Source organism: uncultured Roseobacter sp., assembly GCF_947488185.1.
In the GTDB taxonomy this organism is placed as follows: domain Bacteria; phylum Pseudomonadota; class Alphaproteobacteria; order Rhodobacterales; family Rhodobacteraceae; genus Roseobacter.
In genome coordinates this window covers 54,101-71,920 of sequence record NZ_CANKYM010000004.1, presented here as the reverse complement: position 1 = coordinate 71,920, position 17,820 = coordinate 54,101, and the positions used below count along the sequence as shown (strand labels likewise).

General features: G+C 58.1%; 20 protein-coding genes and 1 tRNA gene. 12 read left to right on the top strand and 9 right to left on the bottom strand.

What is annotated here, in order from left to right; translation table 11 throughout:
- Positions 1–23 precede the first annotated feature (23 nt).
- Entirely contained in the window at positions 24–1,472 is a 1,449-nt protein-coding gene (locus Q1A52_RS15925; protein ID WP_299826429.1) for an FAD-linked oxidase C-terminal domain-containing protein, read from the bottom strand.
- A 79-nt stretch (positions 1,473–1,551) separates the two neighbouring features.
- On the opposite strand from Q1A52_RS15925, the gene Q1A52_RS15920 reads away from it, so the two are divergent.
- Entirely contained in the window at positions 1,552–2,244 is a 693-nt protein-coding gene (locus Q1A52_RS15920; RefSeq protein ID WP_299779352.1) for a DUF599 domain-containing protein, read from the top strand.
- 41 nt (positions 2,245–2,285) lie between these two features.
- Complete coding sequence (locus tag Q1A52_RS15915; RefSeq protein WP_300017521.1) at positions 2,286–2,636, top strand: hypothetical protein; 351 nt, start codon at positions 2,286–2,288, stop codon at positions 2,634–2,636.
- Positions 2,637–2,644: 8 nt separating this feature from the next.
- Here the strand turns inward: Q1A52_RS15915 and Q1A52_RS15910 are convergent, their stop codons facing one another.
- Positions 2,645–3,334, bottom strand: a complete 690-nt coding sequence (locus Q1A52_RS15910; RefSeq protein WP_300017518.1) for a GntR family transcriptional regulator — start codon at positions 3,332–3,334, stop codon at positions 2,645–2,647.
- Positions 3,335–3,418: 84 nt separating this feature from the next.
- Here Q1A52_RS15910 and Q1A52_RS15905 point away from each other — a divergent pair, with 84 nt between their 5' ends.
- A complete protein-coding gene (locus Q1A52_RS15905; protein WP_300017514.1) occupies positions 3,419–3,886 on the top strand; it encodes a YbaK/EbsC family protein in 468 nt (155 codons plus the stop codon).
- Between the two features lie 65 nt (positions 3,887–3,951).
- Here Q1A52_RS15905 and Q1A52_RS15900 read toward each other — a convergent pair whose 3' ends face one another.
- Entirely contained in the window at positions 3,952–4,248 is a 297-nt protein-coding gene (locus Q1A52_RS15900; protein ID WP_300017511.1) for a hypothetical protein, read from the bottom strand.
- Between the two features lie 92 nt (positions 4,249–4,340).
- On the opposite strand from Q1A52_RS15900, the gene Q1A52_RS15895 reads away from it, so the two are divergent.
- Entirely contained in the window at positions 4,341–5,246 is a 906-nt protein-coding gene (locus Q1A52_RS15895; RefSeq protein ID WP_300017509.1) for a LysR family transcriptional regulator, read from the top strand.
- Positions 5,247–5,339: 93 nt separating this feature from the next.
- Here the strand turns inward: Q1A52_RS15895 and rlmH are convergent, their stop codons facing one another.
- The 3 genes from rlmH to Q1A52_RS15880 all read right to left on the bottom strand — a co-directional run bounded on the left by rlmH (position 5,340) and on the right by Q1A52_RS15880 (position 7,698).
- A complete protein-coding gene (rlmH, locus tag Q1A52_RS15890; RefSeq protein WP_300017506.1) occupies positions 5,340–5,810 on the bottom strand; it encodes a 23S rRNA (pseudouridine(1915)-N(3))-methyltransferase RlmH in 471 nt (156 codons plus the stop codon).
- Positions 5,811–5,833: 23 nt separating this feature from the next.
- Positions 5,834–6,202, bottom strand: coding sequence for a ribosome silencing factor (gene rsfS / locus Q1A52_RS15885; protein ID WP_300017503.1), 369 nt, complete (start codon positions 6,200–6,202; stop codon positions 5,834–5,836).
- Between the two features lie 158 nt (positions 6,203–6,360).
- A complete protein-coding gene (locus tag Q1A52_RS15880) occupies positions 6,361–7,698 on the bottom strand; it encodes a mechanosensitive ion channel domain-containing protein (RefSeq protein WP_300017500.1) in 1,338 nt (445 codons plus the stop codon).
- Between the two features lie 231 nt (positions 7,699–7,929).
- Between Q1A52_RS15880 and leuC the strand changes: the two genes are divergently transcribed.
- The 4 genes from leuC (at position 7,930) to Q1A52_RS15860 (ending at position 12,268) form a co-directional block, all read left to right on the top strand.
- A complete protein-coding gene (gene leuC / locus Q1A52_RS15875; RefSeq protein WP_300017497.1) occupies positions 7,930–9,336 on the top strand; it encodes a 3-isopropylmalate dehydratase large subunit in 1,407 nt (468 codons plus the stop codon).
- 113 nt (positions 9,337–9,449) lie between these two features.
- A complete protein-coding gene (leuD, locus tag Q1A52_RS15870; RefSeq protein ID WP_300017494.1) occupies positions 9,450–10,055 on the top strand; it encodes a 3-isopropylmalate dehydratase small subunit in 606 nt (201 codons plus the stop codon).
- Between the two features lie 315 nt (positions 10,056–10,370).
- Positions 10,371–11,213 (top strand): hypothetical protein, encoded by an 843-nt coding sequence (locus Q1A52_RS15865; protein ID WP_300017491.1) that lies wholly within the window; start codon positions 10,371–10,373, stop codon positions 11,211–11,213.
- A gap of 104 nt (positions 11,214–11,317) precedes the next feature.
- Entirely contained in the window at positions 11,318–12,268 is a 951-nt protein-coding gene (locus Q1A52_RS15860) for an endonuclease/exonuclease/phosphatase family protein (RefSeq protein ID WP_367278056.1), read from the top strand.
- Here the strand turns inward: Q1A52_RS15860 and Q1A52_RS15855 are convergent.
- Positions 12,265–12,927 (bottom strand): DUF2306 domain-containing protein, encoded by a 663-nt coding sequence (locus Q1A52_RS15855; protein WP_300017488.1) that lies wholly within the window; start codon positions 12,925–12,927, stop codon positions 12,265–12,267. The two genes, Q1A52_RS15860 and Q1A52_RS15855, sit on opposite strands and share 4 nt — an antisense overlap.
- 180 nt (positions 12,928–13,107) lie before the next feature.
- Between Q1A52_RS15855 and leuB the strand changes: the two genes are divergently transcribed.
- The 4 genes from leuB to Q1A52_RS22890 all read left to right on the top strand — a co-directional run bounded on the left by leuB (position 13,108) and on the right by Q1A52_RS22890 (position 16,194).
- On the top strand, positions 13,108–14,214 hold the full coding sequence (leuB, locus tag Q1A52_RS15850) for a 3-isopropylmalate dehydrogenase (protein ID WP_300017485.1): 1,107 nt from the start codon (positions 13,108–13,110) through the stop codon (positions 14,212–14,214).
- 130 nt (positions 14,215–14,344) lie between these two features.
- Positions 14,345–15,295: a DMT family transporter gene (locus Q1A52_RS15845; protein ID WP_300018569.1), complete on the top strand. Its 951-nt coding sequence runs from the start codon at positions 14,345–14,347 to the stop codon at positions 15,293–15,295.
- Between the two features lie 55 nt (positions 15,296–15,350).
- Positions 15,351–15,427: transfer RNA gene (locus Q1A52_RS15840), tRNA-Pro, on the top strand.
- Between the two features lie 401 nt (positions 15,428–15,828).
- The gene (locus Q1A52_RS22890; RefSeq protein WP_367278055.1) at positions 15,829–16,194 is read left to right on the top strand and encodes a transposase; all 366 of its coding nucleotides are present in this window, start codon (positions 15,829–15,831) and stop codon (positions 16,192–16,194) included.
- Here Q1A52_RS22890 and Q1A52_RS15835 read toward each other — a convergent pair.
- Both Q1A52_RS15835 and Q1A52_RS15830 read right to left on the bottom strand, forming a co-directional pair.
- Entirely contained in the window at positions 16,115–16,948 is an 834-nt protein-coding gene (locus tag Q1A52_RS15835) for a 3-keto-5-aminohexanoate cleavage protein (RefSeq protein WP_300017482.1), read from the bottom strand. The genes Q1A52_RS22890 and Q1A52_RS15835 overlap by 80 nt on opposite strands.
- On the bottom strand, positions 16,945–17,820 hold the full coding sequence (locus Q1A52_RS15830) for an intradiol ring-cleavage dioxygenase (protein ID WP_300017479.1): 876 nt from the start codon (positions 17,818–17,820) through the stop codon (positions 16,945–16,947). Before Q1A52_RS15830 ends, Q1A52_RS15835 begins: the two co-directional genes overlap by 4 nt.

The window sequence follows — 17,820 nt, the reverse complement described above, 5'->3', positions numbered from 1 at the left end:
CCAAAGGCGCGGGGGCAAAGCCCCTATTCCGCCGCGACGTCCAGCGCACGCCGTGTCTCTGACACGGCAAGCGGAAAGACCTTTGCGGGGTTCAGCAACCACTGCGGGTCAAACACATCTTTCACGGCCATCTGCGCCTCGAGATCGGCGGGCGCATATTGATGCGTCATCAGGTCCCGCTTTTCGATCCCCACACCATGCTCACCGGTCAGACAGCCCCCAACCTCAACGCAAAGCTTCAGCACTTCTGCGCCGAATTCCTCGCATATCTCCAGATCGCCGGGCTTGTTTGCGTCGTAGCAGATCAGCGGATGCATATTGCCGTCGCCCGCGTGGAAAACATTGCCAACCCGCAGACCGTATTGCTCCGACATCTCGCCAATGCGGCGCAGCACATAGGGCAATTCGCTGACCGGGATCGTGCCATCAAGACACATGTAGTCACTGATCCGCCCAATCGCGGAAAACGCCGCCTTACGGCCCGCCCAGATCCGCGCACTTTCGTCGGCGGACGCGCTTTCCCGGAGAGCGACGGGGTTGTGGCGGCGGGCGATCTCCGTGATCAGCGCCAGCTGATCGTTGATCTCCGCCTCCGATCCCTCAACCTCGACAATCAACAGTGCCTCACACATGGGATAATCCGCCTTGGCGAAATCCTCGCAAACCTCGATCAGCATCTTGTCCATGAACTCGATGGCCACGGGCAAAACACCCGCCTTGATAATGTCCGCCACGCAGGCACCCGCGATTTCGGCACTGTCGAAGCCCATGAGAACAGGTCGTGCACCCTCGGGCTTCGGCAAAATGCGCAGGGTCGCCTCGGTCACGACACCCAATTGCCCTTCGGACCCACAGACAAGTCCCAACAGGTCGAGCCCTGCCGCATCCATATGGGCGCCGCCCAATTCAACGATTTCACCATCCATCATCACCATGGTGACACCCATGAGATTGTTCGTCGTCACACCATACTTCAAGCAATGGGCGCCGCCGGAATTCATCGCGATGTTCCCGGCAATAGCGCAGGCCAACTGGCTGGAAGGATCAGGCGCGTAAAAGAAACCATTTTCCTCCACAGCCCCGGTCACGCTGAGGTTTGTGCGCCCGGTCTGCACCTTGATCGTGCGATTGTCATAGTCGGTGTCGAGCACATCATTCATCCGCGCCACACCCAGGATCACGCAGTCCGCTGTGGGCAAGGCCCCACCGGCCAACGACGTCCCCGAACCACGCGGCACCACGGGCACTCCCTCTTCATGACAAATGCGCAGGATTTCCGAGACCTCCTGCGTGCTTGCGGGCAACACCGCCACCATCGGCGGGCACCGATAAGCCGTCAGCGCATCGCATTCATAGGCGCGCGTCTCTGCCGGGTCCTGAATAACCGCGTCCGATGGCAGAACCGCCTGCAAGCGCGCCACGACGCGATCCTTGCGGGCCAAGACAGCCGGGTCGGGAATCGGCATTTCCATGATCATTCCTCCATTTGGTAAAATAATATGACCAATTTCACCCATTGGCAAGTTTTATCGGACCTGCCATGCGTCTGGCATGACACTGATGGACCGATTTGCGCTGTTTCAGCCCCTGGATTTTGTAGCCCTTGGCATGATTTTCTTCTTTTGGGCCGCTATCGGCTGGCGCGTGGAACACCCCTCGGCCAAACATCTGTCAACCACGCGCATCATGGCGGGCTATCGGCAGGAATGGATGCGCCAGATGGTGACGCGCGACCCGCGCATCTTTGACTCGCAGGTTCTGGGCACCCTGCGACAGGGCACGACATTTTTTGCCTCCACGTCGGTCATTGCCATCGGCGGCACCCTTGCCGTGATCGGCAATGCGGAGCGTCTGGCGGGCGTTGCGGCTGACATCACCTTGATGGATCATCCCACAATTGTGTGGGAGCTGAAACTGATGGTCCTGACGCTTTTTCTCACCAATGCCTTTCTAAAATTTGTCTGGGCCAATCGACTGTTCGGATATTGTGCTGTCCTGATGGCCGCTGTTCCGAATGACCCATCCCACCCCGATGCCTTCAAACGGGCAGAACAGGCTGCCCAGATCAACATCACTGGCGCGCGGAGCTTTACCCGCGGGCTGAGATCGATGTATTTCGCGCTTGCCTCCGCTGCCTGGCTGGCCGGGCCCATCGCGTTGATGCTTGCCTCGCTCTTTACCGTGACCGTGATCTGGCGCAGAGAATTTGCGTCTCACTCTCGCAAAATCCTGCTGAACCCTTAGATTAGGCAGCGTAGAGAGGGTATGATTTGGTTGATCTTAAAATGAAATATGCATTTCTGGCACTGCTTCTGGCTGCAACTCCGGCGTTGGCCGAACCACCGCAAATCGACAATGTGAAGGCCCGTAAAAGCGGCGATACCTGGCGTTTCGACGTAACGATCTCGCACCCTGACACTGGGTGGGACCACTACGCCGACGCCTGGCGCATTCTGGACATGCAGGGCAATCAGCTTGCGATCCGTGAGCTGGCGCATCCACATGTGGAAGAACAGCCGTTTACCCGCTCCCTCTCGGGCGTGCGTATTCCGGAAGGGACAACACAAGTGCAAGTGCAGGCACGCGATCTGCCGGGTGGCTGGAATCCGAAGACCAGGGTGATTAACCTGCCCTAGCGCGCGGATTATTGCAACCTGCCCTCCGTGCGCGCGCTTGATGGCGCGGCCTCCTTGGCGCGCAATGCATCCTCCATCAAACGGCTGGCGGCCTCGATGTGGTCCTGCAAAATCGCACAGGCAGACGCCGCGTCTCGGGCGGCGCACGCCGCAAGCAGTGCACGATGCTCCTTGTGTGAGCTTGCGGAGTACTCCAATTCGACGGCAACGGTGTGAAAGTACCGCTGGGACAGATGGTTCAGCGACGCAATATGGGACAGCAATCTAGGGCGTGCGCAAGGGCCTAACAGGGTCATGTGAAACGCCCGGTTCAACGCGGCGAACTCCACGATATCTGATTGTTCTGCGTCATCCTGTATCGCCTCGGCCTGCGCAATCAGGCGGTTTGTAAGCTCCGGGATCGCGTGTCTCAGCGCAAGCGGCTCCGCAACCGCCCGCATTTCGTTGATCTCGACGAAGCTCTCCACATCGAGGGGCGCAACCACTGCGCTGCGATTTGCCGGGAGGAGGACAAGCCCCTCCCTTTCCAGGATTTTGAGGCTTTCCCTGATTGGCATTCTGCTGGTCTGAAAGCGTTCCGCCAGTTCTTCCTGGAACAACATGGTCTCCGGCGGGTGCTTGCCCGCAATGATCACTGCACGCAAAACCGCGGCGATTTCCTCTGCGGTTTGCCCGTCCCGGATGATCTTGCGTGTCATGGCCCCTTCCCAATCGAAATCATCAAACTTGACGATTTGTATACTATTGCCAAATCTGTATCCAGATAATTCTAGAGGATACAGATGTCCAAGAGTGTAAACCGAGTGCAAAAGGCGCTTGACGATTTGAAGCTGGATGCCGCCATTCAGCACATGCCGGACTCGACCCGAACGGCAGAGGATGCCGCGGCTGCCTGCAAGTGCTCCGTTGGGCAGATCGTCAAATCGATGATTTTTGAGGGCGCCGAGACAGGCAAGCTGAAGCTGCTTCTGGTGAGCGGGAAACACACCGTCGATCTGGCGAAAGCCGCCGAGGTTTTCGGAGAACCCTTGATCAGGGCCGATCCGAAACGGGTTCGATCTGAGACAGGTTTTGCCATTGGGGGCGTTGCGCCCCTTGGGCATTTGTCAGCGACAGACACCTGGATGGACGCCGCCCTGCTTGACCACGACCTGATTTGGGCAGCGGCTGGCGCGCCAAATGCTGTTTTCAGCCTGCCCCCTCAGGAGCTGAAAGATGCAACAGCTTCAAGGATTTTTCAGATAGGCTGATACCGGTTGCGCCAAGTGGTGCAGGCCTCTCCTGAACCGCATTCGCAAGGCCGTTAGGGCGGTCGCTACAGATACTTCACTGTTGCCCAATGTCCCCGCCACCGGGGCTCCTCCATAGTGTCCATGACCTCTTCCAAGGGCAGAGGTTGCGCGCGTGCTTTGCGCAACTGGCACCAGTTCCGAATACGCGCCAGGAGGGTCCGATCATCGGGAAACTGGAAGAGTGTAATCGTTTCCTTTGCAGCGTCCATACGTTCGCGCCGCGCTCCCAACGCCTTGAACGCACGCGCTTCGACCACCTCATCGGCGAGGCCGGGTATCGCCGTGTCCGCGTGATGCGGCTGAATACGCTGATGTTTCATGGCCGAGCTCCTGACAGTTCAGCGTGAGATTGACACAAGCCCGTATGTATTGAAAATTCAGACTCCAAATATACAATATTGGAAAAATTGATATGCTGACCCATCGCCAGATCAGGTATTTTCTCGCCGTTGTCGATGCGGGGCAGGTTTCCGCTGCGGCCAGAGCGCTCAACGTATCGCAGTCCGCCGTGACCCTTTCGATCAAGGATATGGAGGGTATGTTGGGCACAGCGCTGTTCGACCGCCTGCCAACCGGGCTGCGGCTGACCAGAGCCGGACAGCAGTTCCGGCATCATGCCCGCGACATTGCTGTCTCCTTCGAGGCCGCGATGAAAAGTGTAGAGACCACCGATGATGCGATAACGGGCCGGGTGCGCCTTGGCATGAGCTGGACGCTTTCCAGCTATTTTGCAGTGCCCGTGATCGAACATTTCGCGCGCCAACACCCCCGGATCGACGTCCAACTCACCGAAGAACCCAGAGAGGTCCTCGAACAGAGCCTTGTTGAAAACAGGCTGGATCTGGCTCTGGTGTTGACCTCGAACCTCACGCCGGGTGCGGGTCTGAAAAGCCAGACCTTTCACAGGTCACCGCGACGGCTGTGGGTCAGCGTGGATCACCCCCTGACCCGCCAAAAGACAGTGACCCTGACAGATGTCGCCAAACATCCCTACGCCGTGCTGAGGTCCGATGATGCAGACAAACAGGGGCTTGCCTATTGGACCGACCTCACGGGCCATCCCGAAATCAAACTTGTCTCGACCTCGGTGGAAGCGGTGCGCAGTCTTGTAGCCACCGGGCGGGCCGTCACGATTCTGAGCGACGTGATCTATCGTCCCTGGACACTTGATGGTCGGCGCGTCGAGAGAATTGATCTCGCAGAGGCCATTCCCACCATGGATGTCGGCATCGCCTGGAGCGCGGCAGGCACTTTGTCTGCGGCGGCCAAGCTGCTACGCGCCGCGTTTAACACATCGATACACGGGAGCCATATCTGATACGTGACATTGTACATGCTCCCACTCTGACCAAAAAATGGAAGACCTGAGCCGCCAGTGGCACAGATAACGCCGCCGGTGCCTCTCAGGCTGTCATTCCCGATGATAGGGCGCACCCGCGAGGATGGACGCCGCGCGATAGAGCTGTTCGGTCAGCATGACCCGCACAAGCATATGCGGCCAGACCATCTTGCCAAAGGAGAGCGACAAATCGGCCTCGGCCCGCAAGCCCGGATCGATCCCGTCCGCCCCCCCGATCACCAGCGCCAGATCGCCGCGCCCTGCGTCGCGCCATCCTGCAAGCCGCTGCGCAAAAGCGGGCGACGTTTCGAGCTTTCCGCGCTCATCCAACGCCACGAGAACAGCGCCCACAGGCAGCGCCCGACGGATCAGCGCCGCCTCTCCCGCCATGCCGCCGCCTTTACGATCGTCCACCTCCACGACACGCGCCGGGCCGAGGCCAAGCGCACGCCCGGTGCGGTCGAACCGCTGCAAATAGTCATCAATCAGGTCTTTTTGCGGCCCCGCCCTCAGGCGTCCAACCGCAATGATATGCACACGCATGAAACCGGCCTACCCCGAAGGGATCAGTTGGCCGCCGTCTCCGAGCCGCTCATGGGCTGCCACATCTTCTCAAGCTGATAGAATTCGCGCACTTCCGGACGGAACACGTGCACGATCACATCGCCTGTGTCGATCAGAACCCAATCTCCGGTCTCCTTGCCTTCCATCTTGGCAGTGCGACCATATTCATCTTTGACCGTCTGCGCGAGCTTCTCCGATATGGAAGAAACCTGACGCGTCGACCGCCCCGAGCAGATGACCATGTAGTCACCGATCTCGGTCTTTCCGCGCAGATCAATCTGCACGATGTCTTCGGCCTTGTCGTCGGAAAGGGATGAAAGGATGGTCGCCAAGAGCGCTTCGCTGGTGGCTGTGTCGGCCGCAGTGACCATTACTGCAGGCCCGTTTTGAGCAGCATCTGCTGCGTCAGCATGGATTGACAGGACATTGTCCTCCTTTGAACGCGCCGCCGGACCCCCGGCGCTGGGGTACCTACAGGGTAACAACGCAGCTGCAACAATTCAATGACAGCGTTACAGATCGGTTAACCTTACGTCCCGTCCCGGACGATGTCCTGTTCATCTGTGAGCATCCGGACCTCACGCTGCGGGAACGGAATGGAGATGTTGTGCGCTTCAAACGCATCCCAGAGCGCGAGATAGACGTTGCCGCGGATATTGGTCAGCCCGCCGGTCGGATCACTGATCCAGAACCGCAAGATGTAGTCCACAGAACTGTCGCCAAATCCGACAATATGGCACACGGGAAGCTTGGGATGGGCCAGCACCCGGTCAACATCCGCCGCCGCTTCTATCGCCAGCTTACGCACCTGATGCGGATCGCAGCCGTAGGAGGTGCCGAAAAAGATATCCAGCCGCACGAATTCATTGGAATGCGACCAGTTCACCACCTGGCTGGTAATAAGGTCCTCATTCGGGATCAGGTATTCCTTGCCATCCCGTGTAACGACCGACACGTAGCGCGCGCCGAGCGAGTTGATCCAGCCGAAGGTCTCACCCAGGCTGATCACATCGCCAGGTTTGATCGATTTATCCAGCAGGATGATTACGCCGGACACAAGGTTCGAGACGACCTTTTGCAGACCGAAACCAAGGCCCACACCAATCGCACCCGATAGGACCGCAAGCCCTGTGAGGTCGATCCCGACTGCCTTGACCCCCATGAAGAATGCAAACCCGTAAAGCGTGATCTGCACCGCTTTGACGGCCAGCACCTGCATTGACGGGCTGATGTCTTCGTTCTTGCGGATGCTGGAGGCAGTGGTGGAACTGATCAGCCGGGCCACGGTAAAGAAGACGCCGATCACCACCGCCGCGGTGATCAGGGTAAGCAGCGACAGGTGGAAATCCCCGACATCCAGCGCGAGATCATCGAGGAATTCGGAAACCTCATCCGAGACACCGACGAAATAGAGCGTGGCGTAAATCCACAGCCCCCACGTCACCAGCCGCCGCAGGAACCGGTTGCGCACCAGCCGGGCAGCATAGGCAATGCCGGTCCAGACAATGGCGAGCGTGGCCGAAAGCCCGATGAAATATGATCGAGAGGGCCAGGTGATCTGCTGCATAAAGAGGTAAAGCCCGCCCGCCAGCAGCGCGAACCAGACCAGCCCCATGCGCCGTTTGATCTGGACGATCATGCGCAGCTGCCACTTGGACCAGCCTTCCCGCGCCCGCACCTGATTTTCAATCATGCGGCCCGAAACGATGTGCAGGAAGTAGCAGAGCACCGCCAACCCCAGCACGATCAGCACCTGATTCTGCCGCCAGCCGGGGGTGATCACGCTTTCCAGGAAACTGGTGAAGAGGAACCAAATTTCATCAACCGACATCAATGCGGCGGCAAAAGGTTCTTCTTCGGTCTCCATCGGCGCTCCTTTTGACCGGAAAGTGACACAGACAAACCGCGCTCACAACCCGGCAACCCTTGCGGCAGCGCCTGTAGCCCTGTATCTGGTCTTGCATGACAAGCATCATTGATATGGATGATCGCGCGCGCCTGCGTGAACGCTTCTTTGGGGCGACCCATACCGTGCTGGCGCGGCTATAAGCGCGCGCTTCACCCCATCTGACCCATTTCACATTACGGGAGAGGACCCATGTCCCCCAAAACGCTCTATGATAAAATCTGGGATGCCCATGTCGCGCATGAAGCCGACGATGGCACCTGTCTGCTCTACATCGACCGCCACCTTGTACATGAGGTAACGTCCCCGCAGGCCTTTGAAGGTCTGCGCATGACAGGCCGCAAGGTCCGCGCACCAGAGAAGACCATCGCCGTGCCGGATCACAACGTGCCGACGACGCCGGGGCGCGAAGATCCGTCGAACATGACAGAGGACAGCGCCATTCAAGTGGCGGCGCTAGATACCAACGCCAAGGATTTTGGCATCCACTACTATCCGGTTTCCGATATCCGGCAGGGCATCGTACATATCGTAGGGCCGGAACAGGGCTGGACGCTCCCGGGGATGACGGTTGTTTGTGGCGACTCGCACACAGCCACCCACGGCGCTTTTGGGGCTTTGGCGCATGGCATCGGAACGTCTGAGGTGGAACACGTGCTGGCCACCCAGACGCTGATCCAGAAGAAATCGAAGAACATGAAGGTAGAGATCACTGGAAAGCTGCGCCCCGGCGTGACGGCCAAGGACATCACGCTGAGTGTGATCGGCGCCACCGGCACCGCGGGCGGCACCGGCTATGTGATCGAATATTGCGGCGAAGCGATCCGCGATTTGTCGATGGAAGGCCGCATGACCGTCTGCAACATGGCCATTGAGGGCGGCGCGCGCGCAGGCCTGATTGCACCGGATGAGAAGACGTTCGAATATTGCAAGGGCCGCCCACATGCGCCGAAAGGCGCGCAATGGGAAGCCGCGATGGACTGGTGGAAAACACTTTTCTCTGATGATGACGCAGTATGGGATGAGATCATCACGCTGAAGGGCGAAGACATCGCGCCGGTTGTGACCTGGGGCACCTCGCCCGAGGATGTGCTGCCCATTACCGCTGCTGTGCCGGCAGCGGATGATTTCGAAGGCGGGAAAATTGACGCCGCCCAGCGCTCCCTCGACTACATGGGTCTGACACCGGGCACGCCGCTGTCGGATGTGGAGATCGACACGGTCTTCATCGGTTCCTGCACCAACGGCCGGATCGAGGATCTGCGCGCGGCCGCCGCCATCCTGAAAGGCAAGAAGAAGAAAGACGGGCTGCGGGCGATGGTTGTGCCGGGCTCCGGCCTCGTGCGTGCGCAGGCTGAGGAAGAAGGTCTGGCGGATATCTTCAAGGAGGCCGGTTTTGAGTGGCGCCTTGCAGGCTGTTCCATGTGCCTGGCGATGAACCCGGATCAGTTACAGCCGGGGGAGCGCTGTGCCGCGACCTCCAACCGCAACTTCGAAGGTCGGCAGGGCCGCGGCGGACGCACGCACCTGATGTCGCCCGCCATGGCCGCTGCTGCCGCCATCACCGGCAAACTGACGGATGTACGCGAAATGATGTGACGGGAGTAGGTGGCCTGAAAGCCCACCCTACCCGCTGATTGCACCACATGCGGTTCACATCACCACGATATGGTCGTTGAACCGACAGCCTTTTGAAGGCGAGGAGAGACAAAATGGACAAGTTCAATACCCTGACCGGGATTGCCGCCCCGATGCCGCTGATCAATGTCGATACTGACATGATCATTCCAAAACAGTTCCTGAAAACCATCAAGCGTTCAGGTCTCGGCGTGAACCTCTTTGACGAGATGCGCTATGATGACGATGGCAAAGAAATTCGGGACTTCGTACTCAACAAGGATGCCTATCGCGAGGCGGAGATTCTTGTGGCCGGTGATAACTTTGGCTGCGGTTCCTCACGGGAGCACGCACCCTGGGCGATCAAGGATTTTGGCATTCGCTGCATCATCGCCCCGTCGTACGCGGACATCTTCTACAACAACTGTTTCAAGAACGGCATCCTGCCCATTGCGCTCCCGCAGGAACAGGTGGATCTCTTGATGAAGGATGCGGAGAAGGGCTCGAACGCGCGCATGATCGTCGATCTGGACGCGCAAACCGTGACCAGTTCGGATGGGGAGGTCTTCAGCTTTGATCTCGATCCTTTCAAAAAACACTGCCTGATGAACGGCCTTGATGACATTGGCCTCACAATGGAGAAGGCAGCGGCTATCGATAGCTTTGAGGCTGCTGTATCGCAGGCCCGTCCCTGGGTCTGACCCTGATCGCGGCAGGTTGCTCATTCAGAGACAATGACAAACTCTTAACATGATTTTAGTTGGCGCCTTGACGGCGCCTACTACATCTTGGGTGCTGCCAGTTTTCTGCCACAGTATTGATGCAAGAAGGCACCACCTCTTCCCTCAAAACGCCCAATGGATTGCGTCTTGTTAACCATGACACTTGTGGAACTAAGACGAATGATGTCACAAATGGGGCAAGAATGAGGCAGCAGACCACCGCCCCGGTGGCATCAAGTTGGGACAAGACGCGGCAACGAATCGCGGCTGACCAGTTTGAAGGGAAGAAAACGGATGCTTGTACGTATGTCAGGCGCAGTCATGCGCGGACTATTGGTGGCGCTCTTGATCGCCACACCAGCTCTTTTGCTGCCCGATGTGGCATCAGATCAATCGCAATTGGTGGTGCTTGCGGCACTGCTTGCCGCCTTTCTGACATTTGTTGAATACAACTCCACATCGCCCAGCATCGTGGAATTCCGAGACGCCGCCCCTTTTAACCGGTTGCGGTTTGTCGCGTTGTTTCTCACGGTATTCCTGCTCACCGCCATTGCGCGCGGTAGCTCCGACCCCAACTCAATGAGCCAGGGCATTACGGCGATCGGAACAATCATCGGCAACGGGATCGACTTCCCCTATTCCCCGGTGCGCCTGATCGTGTTGATGCTGCCCTATGACGCTTCGACCGAGGTGATTAACACCGTCCGGTCAGCTGCCGGGATATCTTATCTCATCTCGCTTATAGCCATGGTTGCTTTTGTCGCGCTGGTGCGCCTTTGGGGCTGGCCTGTTCGCAAAGGGGCCTTTAACGTTTGGGTCAACCTGCCCCTTTTCGACCCGACTGCGGGGGGAGATGTGCTGTACCGCTTGCAGCGTGATGCACGGGTGAATATTGCCATCGGGTTTCTCTTGCCGTTCATCATCCCGGCGGTGGTCAAGGCCACATCCGATCTGGTAAACCCGGTGTCACTTGAGAACCCTCAAACCCTTATCTGGACGATCACCGCATGGGCCTTTCTTCCTGCAAGCATGATCATGCGCGGAATCGCGATGAGCCGGGTCGCCAATATGATCGAGGAAAAACGGCGGCGTGCCTATCGGACGGCTGCCGAAGACGCCGAATACCAAACAGCCTGACCTCGGCGCTCATTGCGGCAACCATAGCCGCGACAAGTGCAGACGCAGACAGTTTACGAATTGCAACATTCAACACTGAACTGGCGCGTAGAGGGCCCGGTCTTTTGCTGCGGGATATTGTGCGGGGCGAAGATGCTCAAATCACGGCCACGCTGCAGGTCATAGCCGAAGCACATCCCGATGTTCTTGTTCTGCAGGGGTTTGACTACGATCTGACCGGGGCAGCTCTGATGGCGTATCAGCGCGCCCTGACCGCGTGGGACATCGAATTCCCCTACAGTTTCGCAGCCCGCCCCAACACGGGCATGGCCACCGGTCTCGACATGGACGGCGATGGCAGACGTGGTGGACCACGAGATGCGCAAAGCTACGGCCGCTTTTCAGGCCAGGGCGGCATGGCCGTGCTGTCGCGATACCCGATTAACACGGATGCGGTGCAGGATTTCAGTGCGATGCTTTGGCGGGATTTCCCGGATGCATTGCTGCCACGCGAAGACGATGAACCCTTCCCCTCGGAGGACGCTCAGGCCATCCAACGCCTGTCGACCACAGCGCATTGGGTTGTGCCGATTGACGTGCCAGACATCGGCCGGGTCACGATCATGACCTTTCATGCAAGCCCACCGGTCTTTGACGGGCCGGAAGACCGCAATGGCAGGCGCAATCATGACGAAATCACTTTCTGGCAGCATTATCTGGCCGGAACATTTGGCCCGGCACCGCAGGATCGGTTCATCCTGATGGGCGATTTCAATCAGGACCGCCGGGGCGGTGAGGGGATCAAGGCGGCGATCACCACCACATTGGATGATCCGCGGCTGCAGGATCCGCTGCCGCGCAGCACCGGCAGTGACATCATCACGGGCGATCCTTTCGATACGGTGGACTGGGACGATCCCGTTCCGGGCAATCTGCGGGTTGACTATGTGCTGCCGTCTGCTGACTGGCGTGTCCTCGGCTCGGGCGTGCTGTGGCCTGATCCCGAAACACCTCTGGGTCAGGCGGTCGAGATCGCGAGCCGCCACCGCCTTGTCTGGGTGGATATCGCGCGTTAGGCCGTGCGTGCCTCGCGGCGCAGCCACAGTTCGAGCACCAAAAGATAGGGCAGATAGAATGCAAAATTCTGGACCAGATCGAACGTGCCGTCGAAGTCCGGCGTGGACGCCAGCCCCTCGGTGAAGAAGTACCAAATCCCGTAGTGCAACCGGTAAAGCCATGAGCCGAAAGTCAACACCAGAACCCGCAACGCCCAGCGGCGGTGCACTGCAAAGTCCCGTCTGCGAGCATAGCAGATGGCCTGACCCGCACTGAGACAAACCAAAACTCCGTAAACGCCGAAGCCAAGATCCATCCAAAGCCCGCCGATGGTGCCACGTACAAAAATATAGGCCAAACCGGCAAGGCCAATCGCGCCAGCTACCAGACAGAGCAGCCGGCCGGACCATCGGTGATAGGCCGCAAACCGCGCGCGCAAACCGGGCCAGAACTGCAGTGGAACAAATACCATCAGCAGCGCACCCAGTGACATATGCGCAAAAATTGCAAGATTGATGATGGTGCCGCCGGGAGTGTAAAACCGGTTTTCCGACAGATCCGGACTGATCAACAGCAAGGCACCGGAATCCATTGCCCAGATCGCGAAGGGCAGAGAATGCAGGATCAGAAAGACCAACCCGGCGCCGACATAAATCTGGCGGGCTCTTGATGTTGGCACCGGCATCTCCTTAACGCGCGTCCAACGTCATTCTAGCGCCGGTCAGCCGGTTCCGCCACGCAAGCCTCAGAGAACACCGATGCGTTCCGGTGTCGCAGCCTTCGTCATTCCCTGCGCCTTCTTGACCCTGACAGGACCGCGCGGTAGGCCGCAAGCAACAGATTTTGCAGGAGACGTTCCATGGCCAACCCTTCCCTTCTTATTCTCGCTGGCGACGGCATCGGCCCGGAAGTCATGGAACAGGTCAAGCGCGTCATTGACTGGTTCGGCGCCAAACGCGATCTGGCCTTCGATGTGAGCGAAGATCTGGTTGGCGGGGCAGCCTATGACGCCCATGGCACGCCGCTACACGATGACACGATGGCCAAGGCGCTTGAGGTGGATGCGGTACTGCTGGGTGCGGTCGGCGGTCCCAAATACGACGATCTGGATTTCAGCGTGAAACCCGAGCGGGGTCTGCTGCGTCTGCGCAAGGAGATGGACCTGTTTTCCAACCTGCGCCCGGCCCAGTGTTTTGACGCGCTTGCGGATTTCTCTTCACTGAAGAAGGACGTGGTCGCCGGGCTCGACATTATGATCGTGCGCGAACTGACGTCCGGCGTCTATTTCGGAGAACCGCGCGGCATCTTCGAAGAAGGCAACGAGCGTGTGGGCATCAACACCCAGCGCTATACCGAAGGTGAAATCGACCGTGTCGCCCGGTCGGCGTTCGAGCTGGCGCGGCGGCGCGGCAAGAAGGTCTGCTCCATGGAGAAGGCCAACGTGATGGAAAGCGGCATCCTGTGGCGCGAAGTCGTGCAGAAAGTGCGCGATGCCGATTATCCTGACATTGAGCTCAGCCATATGTACGCCGACAACGGGGCGATGCAGCTGGTGCGCGCACCCAAACAGTTCGACGTGATCCTGACCGACAACCTCTTTGGCGACATCCTGTCCGACTGTGCGGCGATGCTGACCGGGTCGCTCGGCATGCTGCCGTCTGCCAGCCTGGGCAAGCCCACTGACAACGGGCCACCGCGTGCCCTTTACGAACCCGTGCACGGCTCCGCACCGGATATCGCCGGGCAAGGCAAGGCCAACCCAATCGCCTGCATCCTCAGCTTTGCCATGGCGCTGCGCTATTCCTTTGATCAGGGCAACGAGGCCGCGCGCCTCGAAGCGGCCATCGAGAAGGTGCTGGCGGACGGCGCCCGCACCGCAGATCTGATGGGCGAGGAAGGGGGCACACCAATCAGCACCACCGAAATGGGTGATGCAATTCTGGGCGCGCTCGATAAAAGCTTGTAACAGACGCCATTTGACGGTCGCCTGACGTGATCAGGCCTTGCAGGCACCCGACCTGTTGCAGTCTAAGGTGGTGGTCAGACGGGTGACGCAACCCGCCCAAATGCCTGATTCTGACCAAGGCCCGAAACTGATGAATCCAAACCTCAAAGCCGCGTTGATGGCCCTGACCGCCTTTGGCCTGTTCGCCAGCCACGACGTGATCATCAAGATCCTCGGCGGTGGATACTCCCCCGTGCAGATCGTGTTTTTCAGCGTTCTGTTCAGTTTTCCGCTGGCGATGCTCTACCTCTTGCGCGATGCCACGCCCGGCACCTTGATCCCCGTGTACCCCTGGTGGATGGCGGCCCGTACGGTGGCTGCGGTGATCACCGGATTTTGCGCCTTTTACGCCTTTTCCGTCCTGCCGTTGGCGCAGGTCTATGCCATCCTCTTTGCCTCGCCATTGCTGATCACGGTTCTGGCCATTCCAATCCTGGGCGAGCAGGTGAAACTGCGCCGCTGGATCGCTGTTGCCGTCGGATTGACGGGCGTCCTGGTGGTTTTGCGCCCCGGACAGGCAGAGCTGGAACTCGGCCATCTCGCGGCCCTTGTTTCGGCAATTTGCGGGTCCTTCGCGTCGATTATCGTGCGCAAGATCGGTCGGGAAGAGCGTACGGTTGTCATCATGCTCTACCCGATGATGGCGAATTTCATCGTAATGGCTGCCCTGCTCCCCCTAGTTTATCAGCCTATGCCGCTGGCCGATCTTGGCAAACTTGGAATCATCGCGATTCTGGCATGGACCGCGGGACGTTTTCTGATTGCCGCCTACAACAACGGCGAGGCTGTCATTGTCGCACCAATGCAATATTCGCAGATCCTGTGGGCCACTATGTATGGCCTGCTCTTCTTTGACGAACAGCCCGATAGAAACACGATCATTGGCTCTGCTATCATCATTGCCAGCGGGCTGTTCATTGTCTTACGAGAGAGCAGGTCCGAGGAATCTGAACAGCCTGTGCTGCGGACCCGATCGCGCCCGGAGACCGGCACGACACCGCGCGTTTCTCCGTTCTTGCGGAAAGACAAACGCCGGAAATAGGCAACATCATACGCTTGCCATGGCGTGGTGATGGCGCTATCTCGGCGCCATCGGTCGGGCTGTAGCGCAGCCTGGTAGCGCACCTGCTTCGGGAGCAGGGGGTCGGAGGTTCGAATCCTCTCAGCCCGACCAAAGACGCAGTCATTATGTAGAGTTGCGGATTTTGTCTCTGGGCCTAACCATTTGTCCCTGTTTGGCGAGTATTCCGCCCAAGCGTTTGAAAAGGCTTGCAACTGCTCTGCAACCCTTTTCTGGCCATTATTCGGCTGGTTGCCAGATTGGCCCGCAGCACCGACTTTGAAATAGCCACAACTTTGCGCCTGCCGCGGCTGTCACTAAGGGCTTACGCCGTTAAAAACTCCTGGTTAATCGATGGGCAAGTCGCTGATTCACTCCACTCAAAAAGCGGAAGGATCAGCGATGATGGAACCTAGGCAGGAGGCGCAAGCAACTTGACCTGTTGCCCGAAAGCTGGACCGTATTGAGCTTGAATTTTCGACTTGTGATCCCGAGCGTGGGAGAAAGGAGCTTCCGTGAAGAGAAACAGGTTCATGGAGGCACAAATCGCGTTCGTGCTGAAGCAGGAAGACGACGGCACGTCGGTTACGGAGGTCTGCCTGACGGCTGGGATCGCAGAAACGACCTGTTACGACTGGCGTAAGAAATACTTCAGGCGCTGGCAGACCATCTTCTCAACGTTCTTCAGGTGTTGCCGTACAAACTGCATTTTGCAGTCGCTGGAAGCTGGCCTTGATCGACGGTCAGCGATTTTGGGCATCCGATGTCCGCATCGCAGACATTCATCGGTATTGGAACAATTCAAGCTGGATCAATGCCAAGTATTTTGCGCGCTTGCATGGCTGTGGCCACTGGCCGCTCATATTGATCGCACATACTAACGGTTCTGCGAACAAGCGCAGCGTTCGAGGGAGCAAGCTTTGACCTATCAAGTCTCACGTTATCTTCCAGCCCAGTCCGCGCATGGCCACCGGATGAAATAGCCCAGTCATTTAAAACCCTTTGGGCGGCACCTATCCCGGCCGCACACCAAGGAACATCGTTTCCAAATAGTCTCTTCACCGTTTCCACATAGAAATCAAACACGTGGCGGTCTGCCGGCATTGCGTTTTTCACCCCCATGACAAATTGAACGTAAGGCACATCCGCAATTTGGCCAGCCTGGTACATCGCTGCAGCTTTGAGGATATGTGACAAATCAAACGCTTCGATCTCAGGCTTCACACCGTGCGATTTCATCTCGGCGGCCAGCCAATCCACCAGTTCAGGCGGGTTTTCATAAACACGGGTAGGGAAATTGTTCGACCCTACGGACAGTGAGGCCATGTCTGGTTTTAGAGGCAGCATTCCACCGCGGGTCCTGCCCGCTCCAGAACGCTCGCCAGTTGAGAACTGAATAATCATGCCGGGACAGTGTTTTTCCAGCCCCTTCCGCAGGGCCGCAAACCTGTCGGGATCACTGGATGGTGTCTGGTCGTCATTGCGCACATGCGCATGCACAATCGAGGCACCTGCCTCAAAAGCCTCATGCGTGCTTTCGATTTGTTCCGTAACGGTGATAGGCACCGCGGGATTGTTTTCTTTTGTGGGCAATGATCCGGTTATGGCCACACAGATGATACAGGGCTTGGTCATTTCGAAGGCGCCAATACGAAATCATGCACCACTTCGTAGTACGGGACATCGAAACCAGCCTCTTTGAGACGATCCGGGTCTTCTATCAGTTCGAACTTGGCCAGTAGGCTCTCTTTTACGCCAAAGACGGCGTCGGAGTGGATGTAGGGATCATCTGGATCGAAGATATGGGTAATGAGTGTCTCGAACCCATCTGCCTCCAGGATATAGTGCAGATGTGCCGGTCGGAAGGGATGCCGCCCGAGCTTGGCCAGCATCTGCCCGACCGGGCCATCATCGGGAATTGGATAGAATTTTGGCTTCACGCCTTTGAAATGATAAGTTCCATCAGCCTCTGTGCGAAAGACACCACGCAGGTTGAATTCCGGCTGCAGACCTTTTTGCTGAACATCATAGAAGCCCTCATCATTGGCTTGCCAGACGTCGATCTTTGCCGCGTCGATTGGATTGCCTTCGGTATCAAGAATACGTCCTTTGACCAGCATCGGCTCCCCCTTCTGGTCGAGACAAATGTCAGATCCCATGGGAAGCTCTGGCGCATCTTCCACGTGGAACGGACCCAGAACCGTCGATTCCGATGCGCCCGATGGTTTGCGGTTATTGATCGCATCAACCAGCATAGACACGCCCATGACGTCTGACAGAAGAATGAATTCCTGCCGCCAGTCATTGCACATATGGCCGACCTTGGTCAGAAACTGGATCGCTTCAAACCATTCGTCTTGCGTCGGCTCGATCTCCTTTACGGCTGCGTGCAGGTGGCGGGTTACGGCGCTCATCACCTCTGCCAGTCGCGCGTCCTTGGCACCTGCATTGCGGCTGGCAACGATTTCTGCAGAGTTGGTTTCGGTAAAATATCCTGTTTCGGTCAT